The sequence below is a fragment of the Aeromonas sp. R5-4 genome, from assembly GCF_040908215.1.
Taxonomy (GTDB): Bacteria; Pseudomonadota; Gammaproteobacteria; order Enterobacterales; family Aeromonadaceae; genus Aeromonas; species Aeromonas veronii.
The window spans coordinates 39,541-63,344 of sequence record NZ_JBFODG010000034.1 but is presented as its reverse complement, the minus strand read 5'-3'; the positions used below and the strand labels follow the sequence as shown (position 1 = coordinate 63,344).

Annotated in this window: 19 protein-coding genes; 15 read left to right on the top strand and 4 right to left on the bottom strand. The window is 59.8% G+C overall.

Features of this window, described 5'->3' with window-relative positions:
* Positions 1–26: 26 nt before the first annotated feature.
* From AB5Y83_RS18805 to AB5Y83_RS18770, 8 genes are all read left to right on the top strand, one after another.
* On the top strand, positions 27–1,850 hold the full coding sequence (locus tag AB5Y83_RS18805) for a SulP family inorganic anion transporter (protein ID WP_368175752.1): 1,824 nt from the start codon (positions 27–29) through the stop codon (positions 1,848–1,850).
* Positions 1,851–1,971: 121 nt separating this feature from the next.
* Complete coding sequence (locus tag AB5Y83_RS18800) at positions 1,972–3,333, top strand: MATE family efflux transporter (protein WP_368175751.1); 1,362 nt, start codon at positions 1,972–1,974, stop codon at positions 3,331–3,333.
* The gene (locus AB5Y83_RS18795; RefSeq protein WP_005337761.1) at positions 3,330–3,941 is read left to right on the top strand and encodes a hypothetical protein; all 612 of its coding nucleotides are present in this window, start codon (positions 3,330–3,332) and stop codon (positions 3,939–3,941) included. The genes AB5Y83_RS18800 and AB5Y83_RS18795 overlap by 4 nt, the downstream gene beginning before the upstream one ends.
* 277 nt (positions 3,942–4,218) lie before the next feature.
* Positions 4,219–4,434 (top strand): YdcH family protein, encoded by a 216-nt coding sequence (locus AB5Y83_RS18790; protein WP_005337763.1) that lies wholly within the window; start codon positions 4,219–4,221, stop codon positions 4,432–4,434.
* A 162-nt stretch (positions 4,435–4,596) separates the two neighbouring features.
* On the top strand, positions 4,597–5,790 hold the full coding sequence (locus AB5Y83_RS18785) for an extracellular solute-binding protein (protein WP_043821302.1): 1,194 nt from the start codon (positions 4,597–4,599) through the stop codon (positions 5,788–5,790).
* On the top strand, positions 5,787–7,925 hold the full coding sequence (locus AB5Y83_RS18780; RefSeq protein ID WP_368175750.1) for a diguanylate cyclase: 2,139 nt from the start codon (positions 5,787–5,789) through the stop codon (positions 7,923–7,925). The genes AB5Y83_RS18785 and AB5Y83_RS18780 overlap by 4 nt, the downstream gene beginning before the upstream one ends.
* Before the next feature lie 139 nt (positions 7,926–8,064).
* Complete coding sequence (locus tag AB5Y83_RS18775) at positions 8,065–8,724, top strand: YceH family protein (protein WP_108541993.1); 660 nt, start codon at positions 8,065–8,067, stop codon at positions 8,722–8,724.
* A gap of 85 nt (positions 8,725–8,809) precedes the next feature.
* Entirely contained in the window at positions 8,810–9,367 is a 558-nt protein-coding gene (locus AB5Y83_RS18770; RefSeq protein ID WP_368175749.1) for a HutD family protein, read from the top strand.
* A 114-nt stretch (positions 9,368–9,481) separates the two neighbouring features.
* Here AB5Y83_RS18770 and azu read toward each other — a convergent pair whose 3' ends face one another.
* Positions 9,482–9,922: an azurin gene (azu, locus tag AB5Y83_RS18765; protein WP_005337768.1), complete on the bottom strand. Its 441-nt coding sequence runs from the start codon at positions 9,920–9,922 to the stop codon at positions 9,482–9,484.
* Between the two features lie 335 nt (positions 9,923–10,257).
* Between azu and AB5Y83_RS18760 the strand changes: the two genes are divergently transcribed.
* The 6 genes from AB5Y83_RS18760 to AB5Y83_RS18735 all read left to right on the top strand — a co-directional run bounded on the left by AB5Y83_RS18760 (position 10,258) and on the right by AB5Y83_RS18735 (position 19,892).
* The gene (locus tag AB5Y83_RS18760; RefSeq protein ID WP_368175748.1) at positions 10,258–11,304 is read left to right on the top strand and encodes an FAD:protein FMN transferase; all 1,047 of its coding nucleotides are present in this window, start codon (positions 10,258–10,260) and stop codon (positions 11,302–11,304) included.
* Positions 11,305–11,463: 159 nt separating this feature from the next.
* On the top strand, positions 11,464–13,110 hold the full coding sequence (locus AB5Y83_RS18755; RefSeq protein ID WP_368175747.1) for a tetratricopeptide repeat protein: 1,647 nt from the start codon (positions 11,464–11,466) through the stop codon (positions 13,108–13,110).
* Between the two features lie 66 nt (positions 13,111–13,176).
* On the top strand, positions 13,177–14,139 hold the full coding sequence (locus AB5Y83_RS18750) for an ion channel (RefSeq protein WP_069555464.1): 963 nt from the start codon (positions 13,177–13,179) through the stop codon (positions 14,137–14,139).
* Between the two features lie 236 nt (positions 14,140–14,375).
* A complete protein-coding gene (xthA, locus tag AB5Y83_RS18745; protein WP_005353222.1) occupies positions 14,376–15,182 on the top strand; it encodes an exodeoxyribonuclease III in 807 nt (268 codons plus the stop codon).
* 396 nt (positions 15,183–15,578) lie between these two features.
* Complete coding sequence (locus tag AB5Y83_RS18740) at positions 15,579–16,778, top strand: efflux RND transporter periplasmic adaptor subunit (protein WP_335818854.1); 1,200 nt, start codon at positions 15,579–15,581, stop codon at positions 16,776–16,778.
* A gap of 9 nt (positions 16,779–16,787) precedes the next feature.
* Positions 16,788–19,892: an efflux RND transporter permease subunit gene (locus AB5Y83_RS18735; protein ID WP_368175746.1), complete on the top strand. Its 3,105-nt coding sequence runs from the start codon at positions 16,788–16,790 to the stop codon at positions 19,890–19,892.
* Between the two features lie 60 nt (positions 19,893–19,952).
* Here AB5Y83_RS18735 and AB5Y83_RS18730 read toward each other — a convergent pair whose 3' ends face one another.
* The 3 genes from AB5Y83_RS18730 to AB5Y83_RS18720 all read right to left on the bottom strand — a co-directional run bounded on the left by AB5Y83_RS18730 (position 19,953) and on the right by AB5Y83_RS18720 (position 22,809).
* Positions 19,953–21,038, bottom strand: coding sequence for an HlyD family secretion protein (locus AB5Y83_RS18730; protein WP_368175745.1), 1,086 nt, complete (start codon positions 21,036–21,038; stop codon positions 19,953–19,955).
* Positions 21,035–21,340 (bottom strand): hypothetical protein, encoded by a 306-nt coding sequence (locus tag AB5Y83_RS18725; RefSeq protein ID WP_021231217.1) that lies wholly within the window; start codon positions 21,338–21,340, stop codon positions 21,035–21,037. The genes AB5Y83_RS18730 and AB5Y83_RS18725 overlap by 4 nt, the downstream gene beginning before the upstream one ends.
* Positions 21,341–21,624: 284 nt before the next feature.
* Positions 21,625–22,809, bottom strand: coding sequence for an OmpP1/FadL family transporter (locus tag AB5Y83_RS18720; protein ID WP_368175744.1), 1,185 nt, complete (start codon positions 22,807–22,809; stop codon positions 21,625–21,627).
* Positions 22,810–23,202: 393 nt separating this feature from the next.
* Between AB5Y83_RS18720 and AB5Y83_RS18715 the strand changes: the two genes are divergently transcribed.
* On the top strand, positions 23,203–23,703 hold the full coding sequence (locus AB5Y83_RS18715) for a hypothetical protein (RefSeq protein WP_368175743.1): 501 nt from the start codon (positions 23,203–23,205) through the stop codon (positions 23,701–23,703).
* Positions 23,704–23,804: the final 101 nt, after the last annotated feature.

The window sequence follows — 23,804 nt, the reverse complement described above, 5'->3', positions numbered from 1 at the left end:
CTGGTTGTAACTCAATGGGTTAAATAATGCGCGACTTCTTCTCTCTCGAACGCTGGCTACCGGGCCTCGCCGCCCTGCTGCAATACCAGCGCGCCTGGTTGATACCAGACCTTCGCGCCGGACTCTCGGTGGCAGCAGTGGCACTGCCCGTCGCCATCGCCTATGCAGAACTCGCCGGGGTGGGTGCCATCGTCGGCCTCTACTCCTGCATCCTACCCATGCTGGTCTACGCCCTGTTTGGCACCTCCCGCCAGCTGATTGTCGGCCCCGATGCCGCCACCTGCGCGGTCATTGCCGCCGTGGTGACGCCGCTGGCTGCAGGCGACCCCACCCGTCACTGGCAACTGGTGATGACCATGACCGCCATGACCGGCTTCTGGTGCCTGATTGCCAGCCGCTTCAAGCTGGGGGTGCTGGCGGACTTTCTCTCCCGCCCGATCCTGATGGGGCTGCTCAATGGTGTGGCCATCACCATCATGGTGGGCCAGCTCTCCAAGATCTTCGGCTTCACTTTCAGCGAACGTTACCTCATCGAGCGGATCGCCAGCGGGGCTACCTATATTACCCAAACCCATCTGCCGACCCTGGCCATGAGTCTGGTGGCTCTGCTCACCCTGCTGCTGGCCAAGCGCTACAAACCGGCATGGCCCTCCTCCATGGTGGCCATGGTGGTGACCGCTGCGCTGGTCTGGGGCTTCAATCTCGGCCAGTTTGATATCGCCACCCTGGGGGCGGTGGGTTCCGGCCTGCCCGCGTTCCAGATGCCGGAATTTCCCCCCGGTCTGATGCGGGAGCTGGTGCTGCCCGCCCTTAACCTGGCCATGGTGAGCTTCGTCTCCATGATGCTGACCGCCCGCAGCTTTGCTGCCAAAAACGGTTACGAAATCGACGCGGACAAGGAGTTTCGGGCCCTTGGCATGGCGAACCTCGCCTCCGCAGTCTCACAGGGTTTCGCCATCAGCGGCGCGGATTCACGCACCGCGGTCAACGATGCCAACGGTGGCAAGAGCCAGCTGGTCTCTATCATCGCTGCGGCGGTGATCGCCCTCATCACCTTCTATCTGACGGCGCCGCTCAAATACATTCCCACCGCCGCCCTCGGGGTGGTGCTGGTGATGGCCTCTCTGTCGCTCACCGATTTTCGCGGTCTCTGGGCCCTGCGCCACTCCGATCGATCCGCCTTCTGGCTGGCGCTGGTCACCTTTATCAGCGTGCTCACCATGGGAGTGATCCCCGGGATCACCCTCGCCGTGTTGCTGGGGCTGTTCCAGTTCCTGCGCAATGTGATGCGCCCCACCGACCAGTTGCTCGGCATGGATGACGAGGGGGTAGTACGCACCCTGGGGGACAACGAACAGGCCAAGGCGATCCCGGGTATTCTGGTCTATCGCTTCAACTCGCCGCTGACCTACTTCAATGCCCCCTATTTCAAGCGGCGGGTGCTGGCCCTGCTGGTGCAGGATCCCCGAGCCCCCAAGTGTCTGGTGATTGATGCGGTCGCCTGCTTCACCCATCAGGACATCAGCGTGATGAGCATGGTGGGAGAGCTGCACAAAGAGCTGAAACGGCGCGGCATCCATATGGTGATGGCGGGTCGCCACGGCCAGATGACTCACTGGTTAAAGCAGGCAGGCGTGCGGGTAGGCGATGAGGGGATCATCCTCTGCCCCGACATGTATCAGGCGCTGCGCCTGACCCGCTGCTATCGCGAGCCGGTGTTCAAGGATGATGCGGTGGTGGAGAGCACCACAGATGCCATCCGCTCCAACTGGCCGCAGGATGATGCCCTGCCCGACTCGGCGCGCCTCACCCTGCCAAGCGAACAGGAGGCGGGCGCCACGCCTGCCTGATCCCTTGGCACGATCCCCTGGCCGGTGCAATCCTGCACAAGGATTGCACCGGCCTTGGCCTTGGTGTTAAATGCGCCCCCAGAGGGCACTCCCCCGTGCCCTCCCAGCTGTTGGACATGCCATGCAATCTCAATCCCACGCAGGCCCGGGCACGCTCTTTGCCCTGACCTGGCCGCTCTTTATCGATCTCGCCCTGCACTTTCTGACCGGCGCCCTCAACACCTTCATGGTGGGTCACGTCTCCTATCAGGGGGTTGCGGCGCTGGCGGTCGGCAATCAGGTGTTCGATCTTGCCATCACCCTGTTCAGCTTCGTCAGCATCGGTACCAGCGTGGTGATCACCCAGTATCTGGGGGCGGGCGATCGGGAGAAGAGCCGGGTGGTGATCCACACCGCCATTGGTTTCAACCTGCTTATCGGTCTGGTAGCGGCCATTGGCGTGATGGCGGGAGCCAGCACCATGCTGGGGCTGATGAACCTGCCTGCCAATCTGATGAGCGACGGGACGCTTTACTTGCAGATCATCGGTCTCTGCCTGTTGCCGGAAGCCGCGGCCCTCTGTCTGGCGGCGACCCTGCGCGCTCACGGCCACACCCGTCAGGCGATGTATGTGACCCTGATCGTCAACCTCATCACCTTCGTCGGCAACCTGCTGCTGCTCTACGGCTGGTTCGGCCTGCCCCAGCTTGGTGTCGCCGGTGTCGCCATCAGCACGGTCGCGGGCCGACTGGTCGGCGTGGTGCTGCTGGTGTGGCTGGTAGCACGCAAGACCGGCATTCGACTGGTGGTGCGCGATATCGTCCACCCCAGCCGGGAGATGCTGGGCAAGGTGCTCCATATCGGCCTGCCGGCGGCAGGAGAGAACCTCTCCTGGATGCTGCAGTTTATGGTGGTGACAGCCTTTGTCGGACTGCTGGGTGACAAGGCGCTGGCGACCCAATCCTACTTCTTTCAGATCTGCCTGTTTATCCTGCTGTTTGGCCTCTCCATCGGCCTTGGCAACGAGATCATCATCGGCCATCTGGCGGGAGCAAGACAGTTCGATCGCGCCTATCAGCAACTGCTCAAAAGCCTCAAGCTGGGGCTGGCAGTCACCTGCGTCATCGCCGTAGCGGCGGCCCTCAATGGCCGCACCATCATCAGCCTCTTTACCGATGATGCCGACATCATTACCCAGGTGGCGCAACTGTTTCTTATCAGCCTTATCCTCGAGCCCGGCCGCACCTTCAATCTGGTGGTGATCAACGCCCTGCGGGCCACCGGGGATGCCCGTTTCCCCCTCTACATGGCGTTGCTCTCCATGTGGGGAATTGCCGTGCCACTCTCCTATTTCCTCGGTATCATGCAGGGTTATGGACTGGTCGGTATCTGGCTGGCGCTGGCCTGCGACGAGTGGGTGCGCGGTCTGGCCATGTTCTGGCGCTGGCGCAGTCGTCGCTGGCAAAACAAAATTCTTGTTGAAACAAAAGCGGAATCACAATGAAGAAGATAGGACTCTTGCTGGCTGCCATCCTGCTCAGCCCCCTGGCCATGGCGCAAACTGCCCCTGCCGCTCCCAAGGCTCAAGCCACCCAGACCTGGTATGTGGCCCCCATCGCCATCGATGAAACCAGCGACGCCCAGAAGGCGCTGACCAAGGACTTCATGGCCCAGATGATCAAGACCATCAAGATCAACGAGTACCAGACCGGCAAGGCGGTGGGCAACACCAAGAAGCCCAAGTGGCTGATCCGCACCAAGCTGATACCCGCCAGCAACGAACCACTGGTCGGCAAGAAGCACCCGCAGGGTCTCACCTACGGCAAGGGCAATCCGACCCAGGAGATCGTCGGCGAGCTGTTGATGAACGGCACCCTGGTGGCCCACATCGGCCAGGGCTGGCGCGAGCCTATCGTCCCGGGCACGCCGGTGGCTGACAAACTCTCCATCGCCAACTATCGCTACGCCATCGGAGATCAGGCCAAGTCGGCGGATCTGGAGGAGCTGGCGGCCCAGATTGGCTTTGAGGCGGGCAAGGTGATCCACCGCGACGGCAAGCCGCTGCCCGAGAAGAAAAAGAAAAAAGAGCAGGCGGACGAAGAGAAAGAGTAACGTTGCCTGCATCCATAAAAAGGGGCCACTCGGCCCCTTTTTTTGATCCTGCACCCTCACGCCAACACAGCCCCTGTTGTGACTTGTCGCACAGTTTGGCTCACCATTCAGATTGACAAATCACTTATCTTGTTTTGATTCAACAAGTTATAAATATCCCGCCGAATACTCCAAATCATTGCCCCCAAATCCGATCAGGATCACATTTATCCCCGGCACTAAGGGGTAGCTTTGGTCTTACAGGCACAATCAAACGAAACCAAGGAGGCTCCATTACATGTTCCCAGAGTACAGAGAACTCATCTCGAAACTGAAGAGCAGTGATGTCCATTTCCAGAAGAAGTTTGACTTGCACAACGACCTGGATGCGGAGATTAGAAAGTTGGAAAAGCATCACGCCAGCGACTATAGCGCCGAGGTGAGAGATCTGAAAAAACAGAAACTCAAACTGAAAGAGGAGATATACGACATCCTCAAACAACATCCACAATAGATGCCTCGAAGAATATGCGGATAAGCAATTTATCCCCCAGCCCGGCCCACGCGCCGGGCTTTTTGTTGTTTCAGTCAATTAGTTGACACCCGAGCCTACCGATCTTGCCGGTAGTTTGTTACATTTTTCCCTTGGAATTCAGGGAATAACGGTGATGATAACATGAGCAGAAAACGATCTTTTTATCATCTCTTGCTGCTTTGCCTGTTCGCATTGAGCCACCCCCTGCAGGCTCAGGAGCCTGAACTGGAGCTGTGGCACTCCCAGCAAGCCGGTTACGTGATCGACGACGTGATCGCCCGCTTCAATCAGGAGGGGAACCACAGAGTGCGGGTCACCCAAATTGAGCCGGGCAAGATCAAGGCGGATCTCCTGCTGGCAGCTCAGGCCAGGGGGCTGCCCGATCTGATGCTGATCCCCTCCGATTTTATCGGCCTCTATCGCCAGATGACCCTCGCTCCCCTCCCGGCCGAGTGGTTTTCCCCCGCGCTGATGGCCAGCGCCTTGCGTTATGTCACCCTGGATCGGCAACGCTGGGGCATGCCCATGATGCAGGGCAACCATCTGATGCTGTTTTACAACAAGGCGCTGGTCTCGACTCCGGTGACCCAATGGCAGCAACTGACTGCTATCACCCCGGCCCTCAAGGCCAAGGGGGTCTACCCCGTCAGCTGGCCCTATCACGACATGTACTACTTCGCCGCCTTTTTACACACCTTTGGCGGCTCGCCGGTGACCGAAGGGCGCATCACCCTCGACAGCCCGGCCATGGTGCAGGCACTGGAGGCCTACCGCACCGTCGCCAGCGAACAGTGGGTCGATCCCGAGTGCGACTATGACACCGCCCTCGCCCGCTTCAATGAGGGCAAGAGCGCCTACCTCATCAATGGGGACTGGGCCTTCAATGATCTGGTGAAGAACATGGGGGATAAGCTGGGCGTTGCCCTGCTGCCCCGCTGGCAAAGCCATCCCATGCACTCCATGAGCGGCGCCTACGTGATGGGAGCCTCCCGCTGGGCGATGGACGATGAGGATCGCCAGCCCGTCATCAAGGCACTGATGGCCTTTATCCAGCGTCAGGATATTCAGCAGTTCATCTATCATCAGGGGGCGCTGCTGCCGGTCAATCAGCAGGCTTTTACCGCCATCAGCCGCCGTCCCACGCCTCAGGAAAAAGTGCTGCTGGAACAGTTCACCCTCAGTACCCCCATGCCCTCCGACAGCGCCATGTCCATCGCCTGGCAAGCGATGGAGAAAGGGTTCGAGCGCTTTAAAGAGGGGATCAGTGCCGCCGACACCGCCCGCTATATGCAGCAGCTGGCCGATCAGCAGTACCGGCAGGTCAAAACACCATGAAACATCGCACCTTTCGGCTCGGCCCGACCCTCATCATCATCCTGTTCACCGTCGCCCTGCTGCCAGCGCTGCTGGCTAGCACTGTGTTGCTGATCCGTCAGCACCAGATCATCGCCCAGAGCGAGCAGTCGCAGCTGGAGCGGGCCCTCACCAGCATGACCCGCGAGGCCCGCTTTCGCAGCGAACTGATCGGCACCCAGCTCAATCAGCTCAGCCAGGATCGGGTGCTCCATCAGGCCCTCGACAACTTTCTCTTCTCCAGCCATGCCCGACTGGCACTGGCCACCTTTGTCAAATCCAACAGCCTGATCACCTCGGCCTACCTCATCGATGACAAGGGGTTGGTGGTGGAGTACATCAATGGCCAGGCCTCCCACCTCGAGTCGAGCAACCTGATGCCGCAGCTGATGGCCTGGGGCAAGACCCGCGAGGCGAAACAGGGCAAGCATCTGCTGCTGCCCGTCGATGATCCCGTGCTGGTCGACGACATGGAGCAAAACCGCAGCGGCGGGCTGGCGCTGGTAGCCCCCATCTATCGCAACCACCAGCGCGCTGGGGTGATGCAGACCCCTTCCGGCTTCGTGATGGCCATTCTCCCCTGGCGACAGATGGCCCAGTTGCTGGAACCCTATCTCAAGGGGAGCGAATATCTGGTGATCTCCCAGGGCGAGAACCGTCTCTACGAAGGGGCTCACCATAACGCCAACGCCATGGATGACAGGGAGCCAAGCAAGTTGGCGCAGCCCCTGGCCATTGGCTGGCCCCAGTTGGAGCAGGAGATCACCCCCACCATCACCCTCTACAGCTACAGCAATGACAGGGTCAGCGAGCTCAACAAATCCCAACAGCTGCTGACCGTCAGCATCGCCGTCATGTTGCTGCTGGTAGCCATCGGCTGCGTCTGGCTCACCCGCTGGCTCACCCGACCGCTGCGCTCGCTGGCCGCGCTGGTGCGCAGCTATGGCAAGGGCAATTACCAGCAACGGCAGGCGCCGCTGCGCTTTGTGGAGTACGACGAGGTGCGCCAGTTGCTGCAGGAGATGGCCAGCACCATCTCGGATCAGGTGCGGGCGCTCTATCAGCAAAATGAACAGCTGCAGCAGGCCAATAGCGAGAAAGAGGCCTTCAACCAGCGGCTGCTCGGCTTCAACGACGAACTGGAGCAAGAGGTTGCCTCGCAAACGACCGCCCTGCGCTCGGCCCTGAGCCGGGAGGAGCGCAGCCGCCATATCCTGCAATCCTGGTTGCAATTCGGTCTGCACCAGCAGCTGGATATCGATATTGCCGAGCTGGCCAGCTCCGCCCTGCTGCAACTCTCGCAGCTCTATCCTGGCCACCGCTGGGGACTGGTGATCCGCCGCGATGGCCAGCCCCACTACTCCCTGACCCAGGGGGTCGATGCCCCCTTACGGGATGCCCTGCAGGAGAAACTGGCTCAACTGATGGATGAGGAGGTCAAACACTCCGAATGCCGGTGGGATAACGCACTCTGGAAGATCATGACTCTGCCCGGTAGCCAGAGCGGCGTGCTGTTTGGCTATCTGATGGTGAGCGCCGAAGGGCTGGAGTCCGAAGACAGGGCCATCTTGCGGCTGTTTGCCAAGCAGTTGGCGGTGGGCATCGAGGGGCGCCTCTTCACCGACGAGCTGGCTCGGGTCGCCCGCACCGACAACCTCACCGGGCTGCCCAACCGGCAGGCGTTCGAAGAGGCCTTCCACCACTATCAGGCGGTGCTGGCGCGCCATCCGGAGCGTCACCTCGCCCTCTTCATGCTCGATCTCAACGGCCTCAAACGTACCAACGACCAGTATGGGCACGAGGCTGGCGACGCCCTGCTGATCCAGATGGCTCGCCAGCTGCGCACCCTCTGCCGTCAGGATGAGAAGATTTTCCGCATCGGCGGCGACGAGTTCGTGCTGCTGGCGGAGGCAGATCACCTCGCCAGCCAGCTGCTGGCAGGCAGGTTGGAGGCAAGCCAGCAGCACGCCATCGTGCAGCATGGGGAGCACAGCTTCCCGCTGCGTTTTGCCATCGGCTGGAGCAGCAGCGACCAGACCCCGCTGGCGGAGCTGAGCCGGGTGGCTGACGACGCCATGTATGCCAATAAGGCGCGCTTCTATCAGGGGCAGAGATAAAAAGCGGAGGTCTGTGGCGTTGGCGAGCCTTTCGCCAACGCCCTGATCAGCTCGCAAAAATGGCGCGCAACGCTAGACGCGGCGCGGACCATGACTAAGATAGGGGCTCTTGATGTCTCGATTTGGAAGGGAGTAGGAAATGGAGTTAGTACTTGGCCCGCTGGAAGCCCGCGTCATCGGCTGTCTGATTGAAAAAGAGATCTGCACCCCGGATCAATATCCCCTCTCCCTTAATGCACTGGTCAACGCCTGCAACCAGAAGAGCAACCGCGAGCCGGTGCTGGATCTCTCCGAGCTCGATATCCGCGCCGTGGTGGACGAGCTGATCCGCAAGCGGCTGGTGGTCAACACTGCAGGCTTCAACGCCCGGGTGCCCCGCTATCAGCACAGATTCTGCAACACCGAATTTGGCGAGCTGAAATTCAGTGCCCAGGAGCTCGGCATCGTCTGCGAACTGCTGCTGCGCGGCCCGCAAACCCCGGGGGAGCTGCGCTCGCGCACCAACCGCCTCTGCAGCTTCGATGATGTCACCGAGGTGGATGCGGTACTGACCCAACTCATCGAGCGTGGCCCCTACGTGGTCAAGCTGCCGCGCGAGCCGGGCAAGCGCGAATCCCGCTACGCCCACCTGTTTAGCGGCGAAGTGGATATTCAGGCGATGATGGATGCTGCCCCCGCCGCGGCCTATGCCTCCCCTGCCGCCGACCGTCTGAGCGAGCTGGAGCAGGAGGTAAACGAGCTCAAGAGCCGTCTCGCCGCCATGGAAGCGCGGCTGGCTGCGCTGGATGGTCAGGGCTGATCGCCTTTACCATCGCCAATCTCTATCAGGGAGCCGGGGCTGATGTCCCCGGCTCCCTGCGTTTTTTTATCGTGAGGAAGTGCACGTGATCACCCTGATTAAAGAGTCTGACCACCAGAAGATGCCCTGGAAAAACCAGCAGGGCACTACCAGCCAGATCCTCGTCTCCCCCAAGGGGAGCAGCCTTGCCAAACTCGACTTTGACTATCGACTGAGCTCGGCCCCCATCAAGAGCGCGGGCCCCTTCTCCCCCTTTCCCGGCTATCAGCGCATTTTGCTGCCGGTGAGCGGGGCAGGCTTTGTGCTCAACGGTCACCCCTACGCCACCTTCGAGGCGGCGCACTTTAGCGGCGATGAGGAGACCCACTGCGAGTTGCTGAAAAAAGAGGTGACCGATCTGGGGCTTATCTACCATCCGGATCGCATCAGCGCCAACGTGCGAGTGCTGAACCTCCCCTTCCCGCTGACCCTTACCCTCGAGCCAGAGAAGACCTACCTCTGTCACCTGCTGAGTGGCCAGCTGACCGTGCAGGACAAAGAGGTGGCCATCAACGAGACGCTGGTGGTGACAGGGGAAGAGAGCATTCACTTCGAATGCCAGAAGAAGACCGCCATCGCCTTCTTTACCCTGCAGACTAAATAGCGCAAAAGTCGGCGGTGTGCAGTCATGCCACGCCACACACAAACAGCAGAGATGAAAAAGCCGGGAAATCCCGGCTTTTGCTATTGAGGCAACCGGCTCGTGCCGGTCAGCACCTTAGTTGACCTTGAAGGAGCCCTTCATCATGGCGAAGTGGCCGGGGAAGGAGCAGAAGAAGGTGAGATCCTTGCCCGCCAGACCGTCGGTCTTGAAAGTGACGCTGCTGCTCTCGCCGCCGCCGATCAGCTTGGTGTGAGCCAGTACACGGGGATCATCCTTGGGCAGATAGCCGTTCTCGGCCCCGGCGCTCATCCCGGCAGTTGCCACGGTCTGATAGTCGGCGGTGCTGGCCAGCACCCAGTTGTGACCCATGGCGGTCACAGGCAGCTTGCCGGTGTGGTTCAGGGTGACCGTCACCTCCTTGCAGGTGGCCGGCACGCTCATCTCTTTGAGGTTGTACTGCATGGCATCATTGCCTTCAATGACCAGTGCACACTCATCCGCCAGCACGGGGGCAGCCAGGGTACTCAGAAACAGCAGGGTAATCGCCTTTTTCATCATCTTCTCCTTTGATTGGCAATGGATGGCAACGACTTGGCGGATGCGGTGAACGCTTCGCAAAGATGCCGTCTAAATCGACCTTCATTTTACTCAATTGTCTTCAATCGGCTATGGCTTTTGGCTAAAGCTGCGGGCCAGGTCACCAGACGGTGCTCTACTCGCCACTCTCTCCCTCACGGATGGACGATACGACCCGCTCCCGCCACAGGTTCAAAACTGTTTAATTTTTTCTGCCCTTTTCCCTCCGATTACCCCTATCAGGGCTCGCCCGGTGGGCGCCCCTTGGCTAAGCTAGCGCCCCGATATGAACCTTCTCCAGATGAGAGCGCCGGATGATTGCGATAACCCCCGTGGCGGCCATGCGCGGCCTGCTGCTGACCCTGCTGCTGGCGCTGGCCGGCTGCCAGCCCACCCCGCCTGCCCAGACCCGTATTCAGGGCAAGACCATGGGCACCTACTATGTAGTGACCCTGAGCGATAGCTACCCCGGTGGAGAGCCCGCCCTCAAAAGCGACGTAGAGAGCCTGCTGGCCCGGATGAACAAGGAGATCTCCACCTACGATCCGGGCTCGCTCATCTCCCGTTTCAATCAGGGGCCCGCCAATACCCCGTTTGCCATCCCGCCCGCCATGGCCATCATAGTCCAGCAGGGGATTGATGCCGGTAAGCTGACCGACGGCAAGCTGGATGTGACCGTGGGGCCTCTGGTCAATCTGTGGGGCTTTGGCCCGGACAAACGGCCGGTCAAGCGGCCCGATGAGGCAGCCATCGCCGCCGCCCGCCACAAGGTGGGCATCGACAAGCTGAGCATGACCCCGCAGGGGGATCACTTCCTGCTCGAAAAAACGATCCCGGATCTCTATCTCGACCTCTCCACCCTCGGCGAAGGGGCGGCATCGGATGAAATCGCCGCCCTGCTCGAAGGCAAGGGGGTACACAACTACCTGATCGAAGTGGCCGGAGCGGTGCGCAGCAAGGGCAACAACAGCAAGGGCTCGCCATGGAAAGTAGCCATCGTCGAACCCTCCGATCAGCCGGGAGCGTTTTCCGATATCGTCATCCCCAACGGCATGGCGCTCAGCACCGCAGGCAGCTATCGCAACTACTACGAGCTGGATGGCCAGCGTTACTCCCATATCATCGACCCCGCCACCGGCCAGCCGGTCACCCACAAGCTGGTCTCCGCCAGCGTCATCACCCCGACCGCACTGGAGGCCGATGCCCTCGATACCGCGCTGATGGTGATGGGGCCTGAAGCGGGGATGGCATTTGCCAAACAGCACCAGCTGGCGGTCTATCTCATCATCAAGACCGAACAGGGGTTCAAGGCCGAGTACACGCCGCAATTTGCTCCCTATCTGGCAGAGAAAAAACGGTGAGTTCAAGGCCCTGGCAACAGGGCCTTTTTCTTTCACTCATCGCGGGCAAAAGGCGGACAAACGGAGATGGTTCGCAATCGACAACTTGGCCAATTGCCTCTTCGGGCGCTTTGGTGGCACACTTTCTCCCATCAGCCCGTAGCGCCTCGACCCAGACAGATGCAGACACCTGAACAAGAGTCAGAAAAAAAGAGCCCAGCCAAGCCACAACGCATTCTGATGGTCAATGAGCAGCGCTCGTTTCAGGTGATGATGAAGGCGATGCTGCTCAATCTGGGTATAAGCAACATTACCTACTCCAATACCGCCGAGGATGCGCGGCGCCGCTGCCAGAAGGGCAGTTTCGACATCTATCTCATCGATTACGATCTCGGGGTTGGCGAGAATGGCCGCCAACTGCTCGAAAGCCTGCGCGACAAAGACCTGATCCCGCCCCAAAGCGTGGTGATCATGGTGAGTGGCGACAGCTCCCGCGCCATGGTACTGAGCGCGCTGGAAGCCGAGCCCGACGAATACCTGATGAAGCCCTTCTCTCAGGAGCAGTTCTCGTTTCGCTTGAAACGTGCCCTCGCCCGGCGCAACGCCCTGGCCAGCGTCTTTACCGCGCTGGCCGATGACAATCTGGCAGCCCTCATTACCGCCTGTGCCGAGCGGGCCGATGCGGTGCCCCGTTTTGCCAACTACTGCCGCTGCCTGCAGGCCGATACCCACCTCAAACTGGGTCAGGCTCAGGAGGCGCGCTCCCTGATGCGCCAGCTGCTGGCCGGGCAGGAGAACAGCTGGGCCCGCCTGACGCTGGGCAAGGCGTGCAACACCCTGGGGCTCCACGAAGAGGCGGTCAGCCATCTGCAGGCGACCCTCAAAAATACCCCGTTGATGGTGGAGGCTCACCTCTGGCTGGCGGAATCCCTGCTGGCCCTTGGCAATGACGAGCAGGCGCAGCAGGAGCTCAGACGGGCGGTGGACATCTCCCCCCAGTCTGTGCAACTCTCCCGCCGGCTGGCGGAGGTGTGCCTGCAGCGCCACGACTACGCCCAGGCCAAGGATGTACTGATGTCGCTGATCGACCTGTCGCGCAACTCCATTCACCGCACGCCCCATTATCTGGGGGCCTATATCCAGACCCTGACCCTCTACGCCCTCAACAGCAACGACAGCTACCACATCGCCAACCTGCAAAAGCAGGTCAATTCCGCCCTGTCGCGCATCCGCGACTCGTTGATGATGTCGGAGTTCAACTACCCGGTGTTCGAGCAGATCTGTCAGGCCCGGGTGCAGATTGCGCTGGGCGAGCTGCTCAAGGGCAAGAAGATGCTCTATCGCGCCAATCAGAACTGGCTCGATGAACCGGCCACCATGCCCCCCGCCCTGCTTGGCGAGACCATCCTTGCCCTCTACCAGCTCGGCGAGTTTGAATATGCCGAAAGCCTGCAAGGGCTGCTGGCGGAGGACGAAGATCGGCTGCTCACCACCTGCATTCAGGCAACCCGCGATGACAAGACGGTGCTGGAGCGGCGTCAGCGCTACCAGCAGCTCAACGATCTGGGGATCAAGGCCTATCAGAGCGGCGAGCTGGAGCAGGCCCTCGGCCATTTTCGCGAGGCCCTGCGCCGCGCCCCCGCCAATACCGGTGCGGCTCTCAACAAGATCCAGGTGCTGCTGCAACTGATGCAGAAAAACCGCAAGAGTCCGGAATTTGGTGCCGAGTGCAAAGACACCCTGGACGTGCTCGACGGCATCCCCCTCAACCCGGCCCAGCAGGAGCGTTTTCGCAAGCTGCGTCAGGAGTTCAACCAGTTCAGCTAAGACGCCGCCGCGCCCCCCTTTCCCCGCCTATGCTGAAACCAGTTCGGCAATGCGAGGGAAACGAAGATGGCGATGTGTCGTTATCTGGTGGCCGATGGCCGCCACTGCAGTGAAGAGGCTGGCGAGCACGATCTCTGCCACTGGCATGATCCCCACCATACCCATCAGGAAGCCCGCAGCGCCGAGGCGCTTGAACAGTACGTTCGCGCAGGCGGACTCTGCCACGGCCTGCAGCTGTCACGGGCCAATCTGGCGGGCCTCAATCTGGTCAACAAGGAGTCCGATCAGGGATTTTTGCTGGAGCAGTGCAACCTCTATCGCGCCAACCTGCGCGGTGGTCACCTCTACGGCCTGCGCATGAAGGGCGGCAGCCTGATGAAAGCCGATCTCAGTGATGCCAACCTCCAGTGCGCCACCCTCGATGACGTCAACCTGCTCGGCATCCGCTGGCACAACACCCGGCTCGACAACATGCAGACCGGCAAACGGGTGATGCAAGATCGCAAGGGGCGCCGCGAACGGGATCCCAAACAGGCACGCATCTGGTTCAAGGAGGCGGAAGAGACCTACCGGGATCTGCGCAAAGCCTCCGAGGCGCAGGGGATCTTCACCATGTCCGGCAACTATATCCAACAGGAGCTCACCATGCGCCGCCTGCAACTGCCGTTCTGGTCGACCCAGCGCTTCACCTCCTGGGTGGTCGATCTCTTCTGCGGCTATGGCGAGGCCCCGATGCGGGTGGTGCTCTTCTCGTTGCTGCTCATCTTTATCTGCAGCATTTTTTACTTCTTCTGCGGACTGCATTTTCAGGGCGAGCACCTCATCTACCAGCCCGGTGCCCCGCTCGAGCAAAATGCCATCTTCCTGCTCGAATGCCTCTACTACAGCGTGGTCACCTTCACCACGTTGGGGTACGGCGACTTCACTCCGGTCGGCCTCTCCAGGATCTTCGCCGCCTTCGAGGCCTTCACCGGCAGCTTTACGCTGGCGCTGTTTGTGGTGGTTTTCGTCAAAAAGATGACCCGCTGAAAACCTGTCCACGATCCTACTGCGAGGCTGTGATCAAGGCTCATGTGCTGCTCGGAATCCTCATGTATACATATACAATCCGGTTCCTGCGCTGCGCTTCACCTTGCTGACAACCTCTCGCGACGGATCGTGAACAGGTTACCAAGCCGCTGCACCAGTCACAGCCCCCGAACTTGCATCCACCGCCGATTCCTAGTCCAATAGCCACTTATAAAAATGACATGAGCATCCCGGACATGAAGATCATCTCTTTCAATATCAACGGCCTGCGCGCCCGTCTGCACCAGTTGCAAGCCATCATCGACAAGCACCAGCCCGATGTGATCGGCCTGCAGGAGATCAAGGTGCACGATGAAGCCTTCCCGCTGGCCGATGTCGAGGCCATGGGCTATCACGTGGAGTTTCACGGCCAGAAGGCCCACTACGGGGTCGCCATCATGAGCAAGCAGAAGCCGGTCAAGGTGGAGAAAGGCTTCCCCACCGATGACGAAGAGGCGCAGCGCCGGATGATCATGGCCACCTTCGAACGTGAAGACGGCTCTCTCATCAAGGTGATGAACGGCTACTTCCCGCAGGGTGAAAGTCAGGATCACGAGACCAAGTTCCCGGCCAAGCAGAAGTTCTACGAGGATCTGCAGCACTACCTCGAGACCAACCACACCCCGGACGACCAGCTGGTGCTGATCGGGGATATGAATATCTCCCCCACCGATCTCGACATCGGCATCGGCGAGGCAAACCGCAAACGCTGGCTGCGGGATGGCAAATGCTCCTTCCTGCCTATCGAGCGCGAATGGATGGAGCGACTGAAAGGGTTTGGCCTGACCGACACCTTCCGCGCCGCCAACCCCACCGAGTGCGAGCGATTCTCCTGGTTTGACTACCGCTCCAAGGGCTTTGACGAGAACCGCGGCCTGCGCATCGACCTCATCATGGCCTCCGACGCCCTCAAGGACAGCGTGACCGAGACCGGTATCGACTACGAGCTGCGCGGCATCGAGAAACCCTCCGACCACGCCCCCATCTGGGCCTGCTTCGCCTGATGCGGCGCAAGATTAACCGATGAGCCGCGACGAATTCGTAAACTGTGAAGCGGCTCGCGGTTGCCTGCGATAAAAGGGCGTAAAAAAACCATCCAGACAAGGTGCCTTATGGCACCTTATTTTTTGCAACAAGGAGTGGCTGGCGTGATACGGTTGCGAAGAGCCCTGGCCCGGGATGAACATCCCCGAAGACCCCGCCCATATCGGAAAAGTCAGACTTTTTTCGTCAATCGGCAACCCTAATTGCCACTTTGAGAAGGTTGTGTTCAAGGTTGCCGCCCTATCATCTCCCATTCCAATCATAAAGAAGTTGTTTTTTTAATCATGAAGTTAATGATGTGTATGGAGAAACATGCTGAACGCAGCAGCCGAAATCGATCCAACAGGAGTGTGATGATGAAGGTGCCCAATGCCGGAAGAGAGGTTTACAAACGCAGCTTGCTGACCCTGGCGCTGCTCAGCGGTCTGAGTGCCTGTGGCGGCGAGACGACCCAGACGGCCCAGACCATGCCCGCCGTCCCTGTGGTGGTCGCCGAGGTCAAACTGACCGATGTGCCGCTCACCACCGAGATGGTGGGAGAGACCGCCGGTTTTCGCGAGATCGATGTGCGCTCCCGAGTCAGTGGCATCCTGCTCAAGCGCACTTATGTGGAAGGCCAGCCGGTTACCGCCGGTCAGGAGCTGTTTTTGATTGACCCTGAGCCCTACAAGGTGGCGCTGGAGCAGGCCAAAGGGACCTTGGCTCAGGAGCAGGCCCGTCTCAACAAGGCCCGTGCCGATCGGGATCGCATCATTCCCCTCTTCAAGCGTCAGGTGGTGAGTCGCAAGGACTATGACGACACCATCGCCAACTACGAAGCGGCCATCGCCAGCCATCAGGCCGCTCAGGCCAAGGTGAAAGAGGCAGAGCTCAACCTCAGCTACACCCAGGTGACCGCCCCCATCAACGGCATGGCGAGCAAGAGCTCCCAATCCGAGGGGAGCCTTATCTCCACCAGCGGCGACAACGGCCTGCTCACTACCATCACCCAGTTTGATCCGCTCTACGTCAACTTCTCCTACTCGGAGCAGGATCGCCTCAACTTCGAAAACTCGGTAAAGAAAGGGGTGATTGAGGCGAAGGATGCCACCACCTGGCGTACCCATATTCGTCTGGCCGATGGCTCCCTCTACCCGGAGGCGGGCAAGCTCAACTTCTCCGATAACCGGGTCGATCCGCAGACCGGCACCATCCGTGCCCGGGCCATCTTCGACAACAAGGACGGCGTACTGCTGCCGGGCCAGTTTGTCCGCATGACCATCGATCTGGGCACCCGCAAAAACGCCATCGTGGTGCCGCCGCGCGCCATCGTCCAGTCCCAGGCTGACCGCATGGTGATGGTGGTCGATGCCGACAACAAGGTGGTGCCCCGTCCGGTGACCCTGGGCGCGGCAGTCGACTCCGGCGTGCTGATCGAGAGCGGCCTGCAGGCTGGTGAGCGCTATATCGTCGAAGGCTTGATGAAGGCTCGCCCCGGCGCCGTGGTAAAACCTGTCTCTGCCGACGAGATGAAGGCGATCACCGGCAAGGTGGTCAGCCAGTCTGCGGCCAAGTAAGGAGCCCGTATGTTTTCCAAGTTCTTCATAGAACGCCCCATCTTCGCCAGCGTGATTTCGATCATTATCGTGCTGGGCGGTTTGGCGGCGATGCGGGCGCTCCCCATCGAGCAATATCCCCAGATCACCCCGCCGGTGGTCTCGGTCACGGCGTTTTATCCGGGCGCAACCCCGGAGGTGATCTCCCAGACCGTGGCTGCGCCGCTGGAGCAGCAGATCAACGGCGTCGAGCGGATGATCTACATGCAGTCGGGGTCGGCCTCCAACGGCCAGATGAACCTCAACGTCTACTTCGAGATCGGCACCGATCCGGATCAGGCCACCATCAACGTCAACAACCGGGTCTCGGCCGCCATGGCCCAGCTGCCGGAAGAGGTGAAAAAGCAGGGGGTGACGGTCAAGAAGAAATCGACCTCCATCCTGCAGGTGGTTACCCTCCAGTCACCGAACGGCTCGTTTGATACCACCTATCTGTCGAACTACGCCCTGCTCAACATCATCGACGAGCTCAAGCGGATTCCCGGCATCGGTGATACCACCTTGTTTGGCGGTACTGACTACGCCATGCGTATCTGGTTGCGGCCGGATCGACTGGCCCAGCTCGAGCTCACCCCGAGCGACGTGATCGGCGCCATTCGCGAGCAGAACACCCAGTTCGCGGCGGGCAAGATCGGAGCCCAGCCCACCACGGCCCCCATCGACTTCACCTATACGGTGCAGACCAAAGGGCGCCTTGAGGATGTGAAGGAGTTCCAGAACATCATCGTCCGCTCCATGCCCGATGGTTCCAAGATCCGGGTGCGCGATGTCGCCCGGGTCGAGCTGGGGGGCAAGGATTATGATCTGGTCGCCCGCGCCAACGGCAAACCGGCCATCGGTATCGCCACCTATCTGCAGCCGGGCGCCAACGCCGTCGCGGTCGCCGATGCGGTACACGCCACCATGGAGCGACTCAAGGAGCGCTTCCCGCAGGATATCGAGTACCAGATCCCCTATGACACCACCGAGTTCGTGAAGATCTCCATCGAAGAGGTGGTACACACCCTGTTCGAGGCGATCGTGCTGGTATTCGTGGTGGTCTATCTGTTCCTGCAGAACTTCCGCGCCACCCTGATCCCCTGTATCGCGGTGCCGGTGTCGCTCATCGGGACCTTCGCCGGCATGCTGGTGCTGGGCTTCTCTATCAACCTGCTGACCCTGTTCGGCATGGTGCTCGCCATCGGTATCGTGGTGGATGACGCCATCGTGGTGCTCGAAAACGTCGAGCGGATCATGAGCGAGAAGAAGTGCTCCGCCAAAGAGGCCGCCATCCTCGCCATGCAGGAGGTCTCCGGTCCGGTGGTCGCCATCGTGCTGGTACTCTGCGCCGTGTTCCTGCCGGTCGCCTTTATGGGTGGCATGACGGGGGTGATGTACAAACAGTTCGCCATCACGGTCGCGGTCTCGGTCGCCATCTCCGGTCTGGTGGCACTGACTCTCTCTCCGGCCCTCTGTGCCGTGTTGCTAAAAGAGGGACACCACAAACCGGCCCGCTTCTTCGTCTGGTTCAACGAAAAATTTGACCAGCTGACCCGCGGCTATGTGCGGGGTGTGGCCTTCCTGAACCGTCGGGTGGGGGTCGCCTTTGCCATTATCGCCGTGCTGATCCTCTCCATCTACGGCCTCTTCCTGAAAGTGCCGGGCGAACTGGTACCGAACGAAGATCAGGGCTACCTCATCTCCGCCGTCATGCTGCCGGATGCGGCCGCGATGAGCCGGACCCAGGCGGTGGCGGATCAGTTCGACAAGATCGCCATGGCCAACCCCCATGTGAAGGATGTGATTACCTTCTCGGGCTTTGACATTCTCTCCAATGCCATCATCAGCAACAGCGGCATGACCTTCATTACCCTGAAGGACTGGAGTGAGCGTCAGGGGGCCGGACAGGACTCCTTCTCGCTGGCCAAGACCTTCCAGGGCTTGAGCCTGATGGGGCTGGCGGATGGCTTTGTCGCCTCCTTCAACCCGCCTCCCATTCAGGGGATGTCCACCACAGGTGGCCTTGAGGCCTATCTGCAGAACCGTGGCACCGGCAACGCCCAGGCCTTCTCAGGCGAAGTGCAGCGCTTCCTCGAAGCGGCCAAGGCGCGCCCGGAGTTTGCCAGCGTCACCAGCACCTACCGCGCCAACGTGCCACAGGTCTATCTGGATCTGGACCGCGAAAAAGCCAAGGCACTTGGGCTGCCGATCAACGCGGTGTTCGACACCATGCAGGCCACCTTCGGCCAGGTCTATGTCAACGACTTCAACCAGTTCGGCCGTACCTACCGGGTGCAGTTGCAGTCCGAGGCCGACTACCGCGCCAAGAAGAGCGACATCCGCAACGTCTATGTCCGCTCCGACAAGGGGGAGATGATCCCGCTCAGCAGTCTGGTGACGGTGCGTGATGCCACCGGCCCCGAACTGGTCGAACGCTTCAACATCTTCCAGGCCGCCAAGATCATGGCCCAGCCCGCCCCCGGCTACAGCTCGGGTCAAGCCATCGCCGCGCTGGAAGAGGTCGCCAATGAGGCTCTTGGCAACGACGCCAAGCTGGAGTGGACCGGCTCCGCCTATCAGGAGAAAGCGGCCGCAGGCAGCGCAGGCATGGCCTTTGGTTTCGGTATCGTGATGATCTTCCTCATTCTGGCCGCCCAGTATGAACGCTGGAGCCTGCCGTTTGCGGTGATCACCGCCGTACCGTTCGCCCTGTTCGGTGCCCTGATCGCCACCTGGCTGGTAGGGCTGACCAACAACGTCTACTTCCAGATCGGGCTGGTGACCCTGGTCGGCCTTGCCGCCAAGAACGCCATCCTGATCGTGGAGTTCGCGGTGATGAAGCACGAAGAGGGGATGAGCCTCATCGAGTCGGCACTGGAGGCGGCGCGCCTGCGTTTCCGTCCTATCGTGATGACCTCGCTCGCCTTCATCCTCGGCTGTGTGCCGCTGGTCACCTCCAGCGGGGCCGGCGCGGCAAGCCGTCACGCCCTCGGCTGGCCGGTCATCGGCGGCATGCTGGCGGCCACCTTTATCGCCATCTTCTTTATCCCGCTCTTCTTCCGGCTCATCATGCGCCGCTCGGAGAAACGGGCCTGACCACTGCAGTCTCGCTCACCAAGCCCCTCCCTCACGGAGGGGCTTTTTTATGTCAGTCCGTTACATCGCAAACAGATAGGCCTTCATCGCCTTGAGACGCACGGTAGCCGCACCGATGATGTCGATAAAGCCAAGCAGCGGATGGGGTTTATGTGCCGAAATCCAGGCTGAGCCGGTTGCCCCAATTGGCAGGTCCACACCGTCCGGCACCAGCATGTCGAGTACCACTGTCCGGCCATGGCTCGACATGTTGTTGCCCACATGCTGCCGTACATCCTGATCCCCCTGCGCAACACTCATCTGGGCCTCCCCCGTACCAGTAAGTACTGAGTGCACCCGTGCCCGAAAGATGCGCCCGGGATAGGCATCTACATAAAACTCGGCAAACTGGCCTGGTGCTATGTTGCGAAAACTCTGATCCGGAATGCGAAACTCCAGAAACTTGCGAGAAGTGTCGTATAGGTGCATGTTGCCGGTACGGGAACCGCTGACAATATTGACTATCGAGACCTGACCATCAAACGGAGCCCTGATCACCTTCTCTTCATTCCGTCGCTCCTGCAAGGCCAGCTCTGTCTCCAGATTCAACACCTGAGCTTCAATCGCCTGAACCTTCGCTTCACTGGCACTCAGTTGCGCCAGATCGCCATCAATTTGGGTCTGCAGCTGGTCACGGCTCTGAATACTGGCAAAGTTACCCAACTGGGTCAGCCGAGCCAATTCCTTGTGATTGAGGTTCAGTCGTGACTGGATCGCTCGCTGCTGGCTTACCTCTGACGCCACCTGGGCATGCTGGGCGTCAATCTGATAGCTCAACGCCTGAGACTTACCGTTACTCTCCCAGTCCGCAAGACTATAAATGGGCTGACCACGCGCAACGCGCTGATTATGCGCAACATAAATCTGATCTATCTGATGAAACTGGTTGATGCCTAGTAAGGGTCCCAACACCGCATGAGGTGCCTTGACCGTCGCCGAATCGGTAAAATCAACCGGAGCCAAATGGCGAGAGGTAGTCAACAAACCAAGCGCCAATAACGCGCCAATTGCGGTACTCCAAAAACCCGTTTTTAGGTTCCAAGGCAATATGTTCAGCTTGACCAGCAACCAGACGATCAGGATATAGGGCAGCAGGATCTCTTTCATGATGCCTCCCCCTCATGACGGCCACGTCGAATACCATGGCCGATAATAAGGCTCATCCGCTCGCTCAGCACATCCCAACGGGCAAAGGCGATGATGACGGCAAGCACCCACCAGGTCTTGTCGATAAACAGTCCGCACAAGGAGAGCGCAAACACCAGGGTGATATGCACCGACTCAGACACCTTGGCACGATGCACAGCGATCTCATGCAGTTGCCACAGCAGATAGACCAGATAGAGGACCACATAGAGAGTGATCACAGTAATCACCCCCATAAAGATCTCGGAATCAAGCAGTACCATGATGGCTGGCAAAGCATGGTTGAACCTGGTCGCCTCAATTGGATCGATGTGGGCACCTTTCGAGAAGAAGACAACCAGAGCGACCGTGACCAATATAAACGTCAGGCGCCAAAGCCACCGCGCTAACGCAGAGGTTGATTGTGATGACATTTGATGTTGTTCCTTGAGTAACGGATGAGCAAACAAGTGGACCTCACGATCCACCCAGCTAATAACGCGCCGGATCGGCGCGACGGCTAGGATGGAGAAGCCCCCAACCAGTGAAGGCTTGCAAGGCTCACAACTCAGAACTGGTGTTGCACACCGATGTTGAAGAAGTTCAGGTAGCTGTTGTTGTAGCTACCGGACAAGTGCGGGCGACCGATCCCGTCCTGATCCACCGGCATATCACCCAGCCAGGCCAGGGTATAGCTGGCTTCCACCTTGGTGGCTGGGCTCAACTGATAACTGGCCCCCAGACCCCAGCGCCAACCAGAACCCACCGGAAGCATCACAGTACGGTACTCATCACTCACTGCACTACTGTCATAGCCTATTCCGCTGCTCAAACGCAGTGCAGGGGTGACATCAACCTGTGCCCCCAGGCTGGCATGCCATGTATCCTTGTAATTCATATCAATGGTTTGGCTGCCCATGGCAGATGCCACACCGATATCGCCAAAACGGGACCACTGCTGCCAGTTGGCACTGGCCAGCAAGGCCCACTGGTCGTTGAGCTGGTGATAGCCACTTAGCGTAATGGTCTGCGGAATCATGATCTCGACCCCTAGACCTGCCACATCAGCACGTGGGAAGAGCTGATCTTCCAGCTCCCACTTCAGTTCGGAGAAGTAGCTCAGGCCGATACGGGAGTGCTGAGCGAGCTCGTAAAGTACCCCGAAGGAGGCGCCATACGCCCAGTCGCTATTGGAGAATTCCCGCCCTTCCCCCATCCCGGACGTCAGATCCACAGAGGCTTCCAGCGAACCATTCATGGCGATCAGGCTGGCTCCCACCGACCAATTTGAGTCAATGCGGTACGCCAGACTCGGAGCAAAGGCGATGCCGGTCAGCTTGGCCGACTGGGTATAACCACGACCATCCCAGCCATCGCCATAATCGATACCCAGACCGTGACTGCCAAAGACACCGAGACCTGCGACCCATTGATCGTCGATGGCATGAGTCAGATAGAGACTGCCGAGCGGCGCGGTCTGCAGGGCATTTCCACCGTTGTTACCGCCGTTGTCCAGATCCAGCTCAAGGTCGCCGTATACCACACCGCCATTGACCTGCAACTGGGTACCTTCCAGTTTGGTCATACCGGCCGGGTTGCTTGCGATAGTATCTGCCCCTTGGGCACGGGCGGCAGACCCTGCGTTGGCCAGCGCACTGTTGGCAGTGCTGGTCTCGTAGAGGGCAAGGCCGCCAGCCATGGCTGATGGACTCAGCAAAGCGGCAAGCATCAGCGACAGCAGTCGTGGCTGCATTTCAATACTCCTGAATAGTGAACATGGTGAGCACCCGGCAAGGTGTGCTGCTCAAAAACACGGTTTGACTCTTTGATTGTCAGCATCCGGGAGACCTGCGGCTTTATACTGCTCGCTCATGGCGTCACGGGATGGATAAGGTCGGCAAGTACTCCTGCCGCAGTCATTTATGCCGGAGCAAAAGAGTGAACCATCACGCCATCGTGGTAACTGACAGGGGCATCCTAACGGGATGAGGGGCATGCTTCATTAGGGTTGGGCATACGCAATGGTTAAGCATTGCTTAAATATCCTCCCCCCAACACAGCACCTCTATCACATCACCGGCGCCATTGACCTTCACCTCGTGGCAAGGTTTACAGTCCCGCCATCTGCTCCCTAAGGATGCCCGGATTGTCACTCACCCAGCTTGCTGCAAGATTGCCCTATGTTGCTCTGGCCCGGCTATTGCTGGCGCTGCTGCTCGTCTGCAATCTGACCCTCTGCATCAGCTGGCATGGTTCTCCCCTCTCCTCCGAGCCGACCCCAAGCAGCGCCCAATCGATGGTGATGTTCGATTCATCCATGGCGATGGCGGATGGCGATATCTCTCATGCAATGCCCGTTATGGATCACCCGGGCGATGTCATGCCCCTCTCCTGCCATCAGGGAGACGAGGGGTCAGCCATGGGCGATGAGTGCCAGATGCAGACAGGCATCAATGCCCCCTCCTTCGGCGCGATGACTCTGCTTGGGGTACTGGTCGCTCTGCTGCTCTTTCCCTTGCTACTTGGCAACAACGTCGCAGCGTCACTGCTTGATAACTGGTTGCGGGATCCCTTCCTGCGCTCCCGCGGTACTCACCCTCCCTCCTGGCCGCGCCGACATCTGATGCTGTCGGTGTTACGCCACTAGAAAGTCCTTCTCTTGCGGCACAGGCAAGCTTTAACTTGCCCGTTCTCTGCCGCCTTGCCTGACCCTGTGCCCCGGCCAAACCGGTCCGCTCACAGGGAGCC

Excerpts from the sequence above, each read along its gene's own strand:
- AB5Y83_RS18805 (WP_368175752.1), top strand. The coding sequence starts at position 27 with ATGCGCGACTTCTTCTCTCTCGAACGCTGGCTACCGGGCCTCGCCGCC.
- AB5Y83_RS18800 (WP_368175751.1), top strand. The coding sequence starts at position 1,972 with ATGCAATCTCAATCCCACGCAGGCCCGGGCACGCTCTTTGCCCTGACC.
- AB5Y83_RS18795 (WP_005337761.1), top strand. The coding sequence starts at position 3,330 with ATGAAGAAGATAGGACTCTTGCTGGCTGCCATCCTGCTCAGCCCCCTG.
- AB5Y83_RS18790 (WP_005337763.1), top strand. The coding sequence starts at position 4,219 with ATGTTCCCAGAGTACAGAGAACTCATCTCGAAACTGAAGAGCAGTGAT.
- AB5Y83_RS18785 (WP_043821302.1), top strand. The coding sequence starts at position 4,597 with ATGAGCAGAAAACGATCTTTTTATCATCTCTTGCTGCTTTGCCTGTTC.
- AB5Y83_RS18780 (WP_368175750.1), top strand. The coding sequence starts at position 5,787 with ATGAAACATCGCACCTTTCGGCTCGGCCCGACCCTCATCATCATCCTG.
- AB5Y83_RS18775 (WP_108541993.1), top strand. The coding sequence starts at position 8,065 with ATGGAGTTAGTACTTGGCCCGCTGGAAGCCCGCGTCATCGGCTGTCTG.
- azu (WP_005337768.1), bottom strand. The coding sequence starts at position 9,922 with ATGAAAAAGGCGATTACCCTGCTGTTTCTGAGTACCCTGGCTGCCCCC.
- AB5Y83_RS18760 (WP_368175748.1), top strand. The coding sequence starts at position 10,258 with ATGATTGCGATAACCCCCGTGGCGGCCATGCGCGGCCTGCTGCTGACC.
- AB5Y83_RS18755 (WP_368175747.1), top strand. The coding sequence starts at position 11,464 with ATGCAGACACCTGAACAAGAGTCAGAAAAAAAGAGCCCAGCCAAGCCA.
- AB5Y83_RS18750 (WP_069555464.1), top strand. The coding sequence starts at position 13,177 with ATGGCGATGTGTCGTTATCTGGTGGCCGATGGCCGCCACTGCAGTGAA.
- xthA (WP_005353222.1), top strand. The coding sequence starts at position 14,376 with ATGAAGATCATCTCTTTCAATATCAACGGCCTGCGCGCCCGTCTGCAC.
- AB5Y83_RS18740 (WP_335818854.1), top strand. The coding sequence starts at position 15,579 with ATGAAGGTGCCCAATGCCGGAAGAGAGGTTTACAAACGCAGCTTGCTG.
- AB5Y83_RS18735 (WP_368175746.1), top strand. The coding sequence starts at position 16,788 with ATGTTTTCCAAGTTCTTCATAGAACGCCCCATCTTCGCCAGCGTGATT.
- AB5Y83_RS18730 (WP_368175745.1), bottom strand. The coding sequence starts at position 21,038 with ATGAAAGAGATCCTGCTGCCCTATATCCTGATCGTCTGGTTGCTGGTC.
- AB5Y83_RS18725 (WP_021231217.1), bottom strand. The coding sequence starts at position 21,340 with ATGGTACTGCTTGATTCCGAGATCTTTATGGGGGTGATTACTGTGATC.
- AB5Y83_RS18720 (WP_368175744.1), bottom strand. The coding sequence starts at position 22,809 with ATGCAGCCACGACTGCTGTCGCTGATGCTTGCCGCTTTGCTGAGTCCA.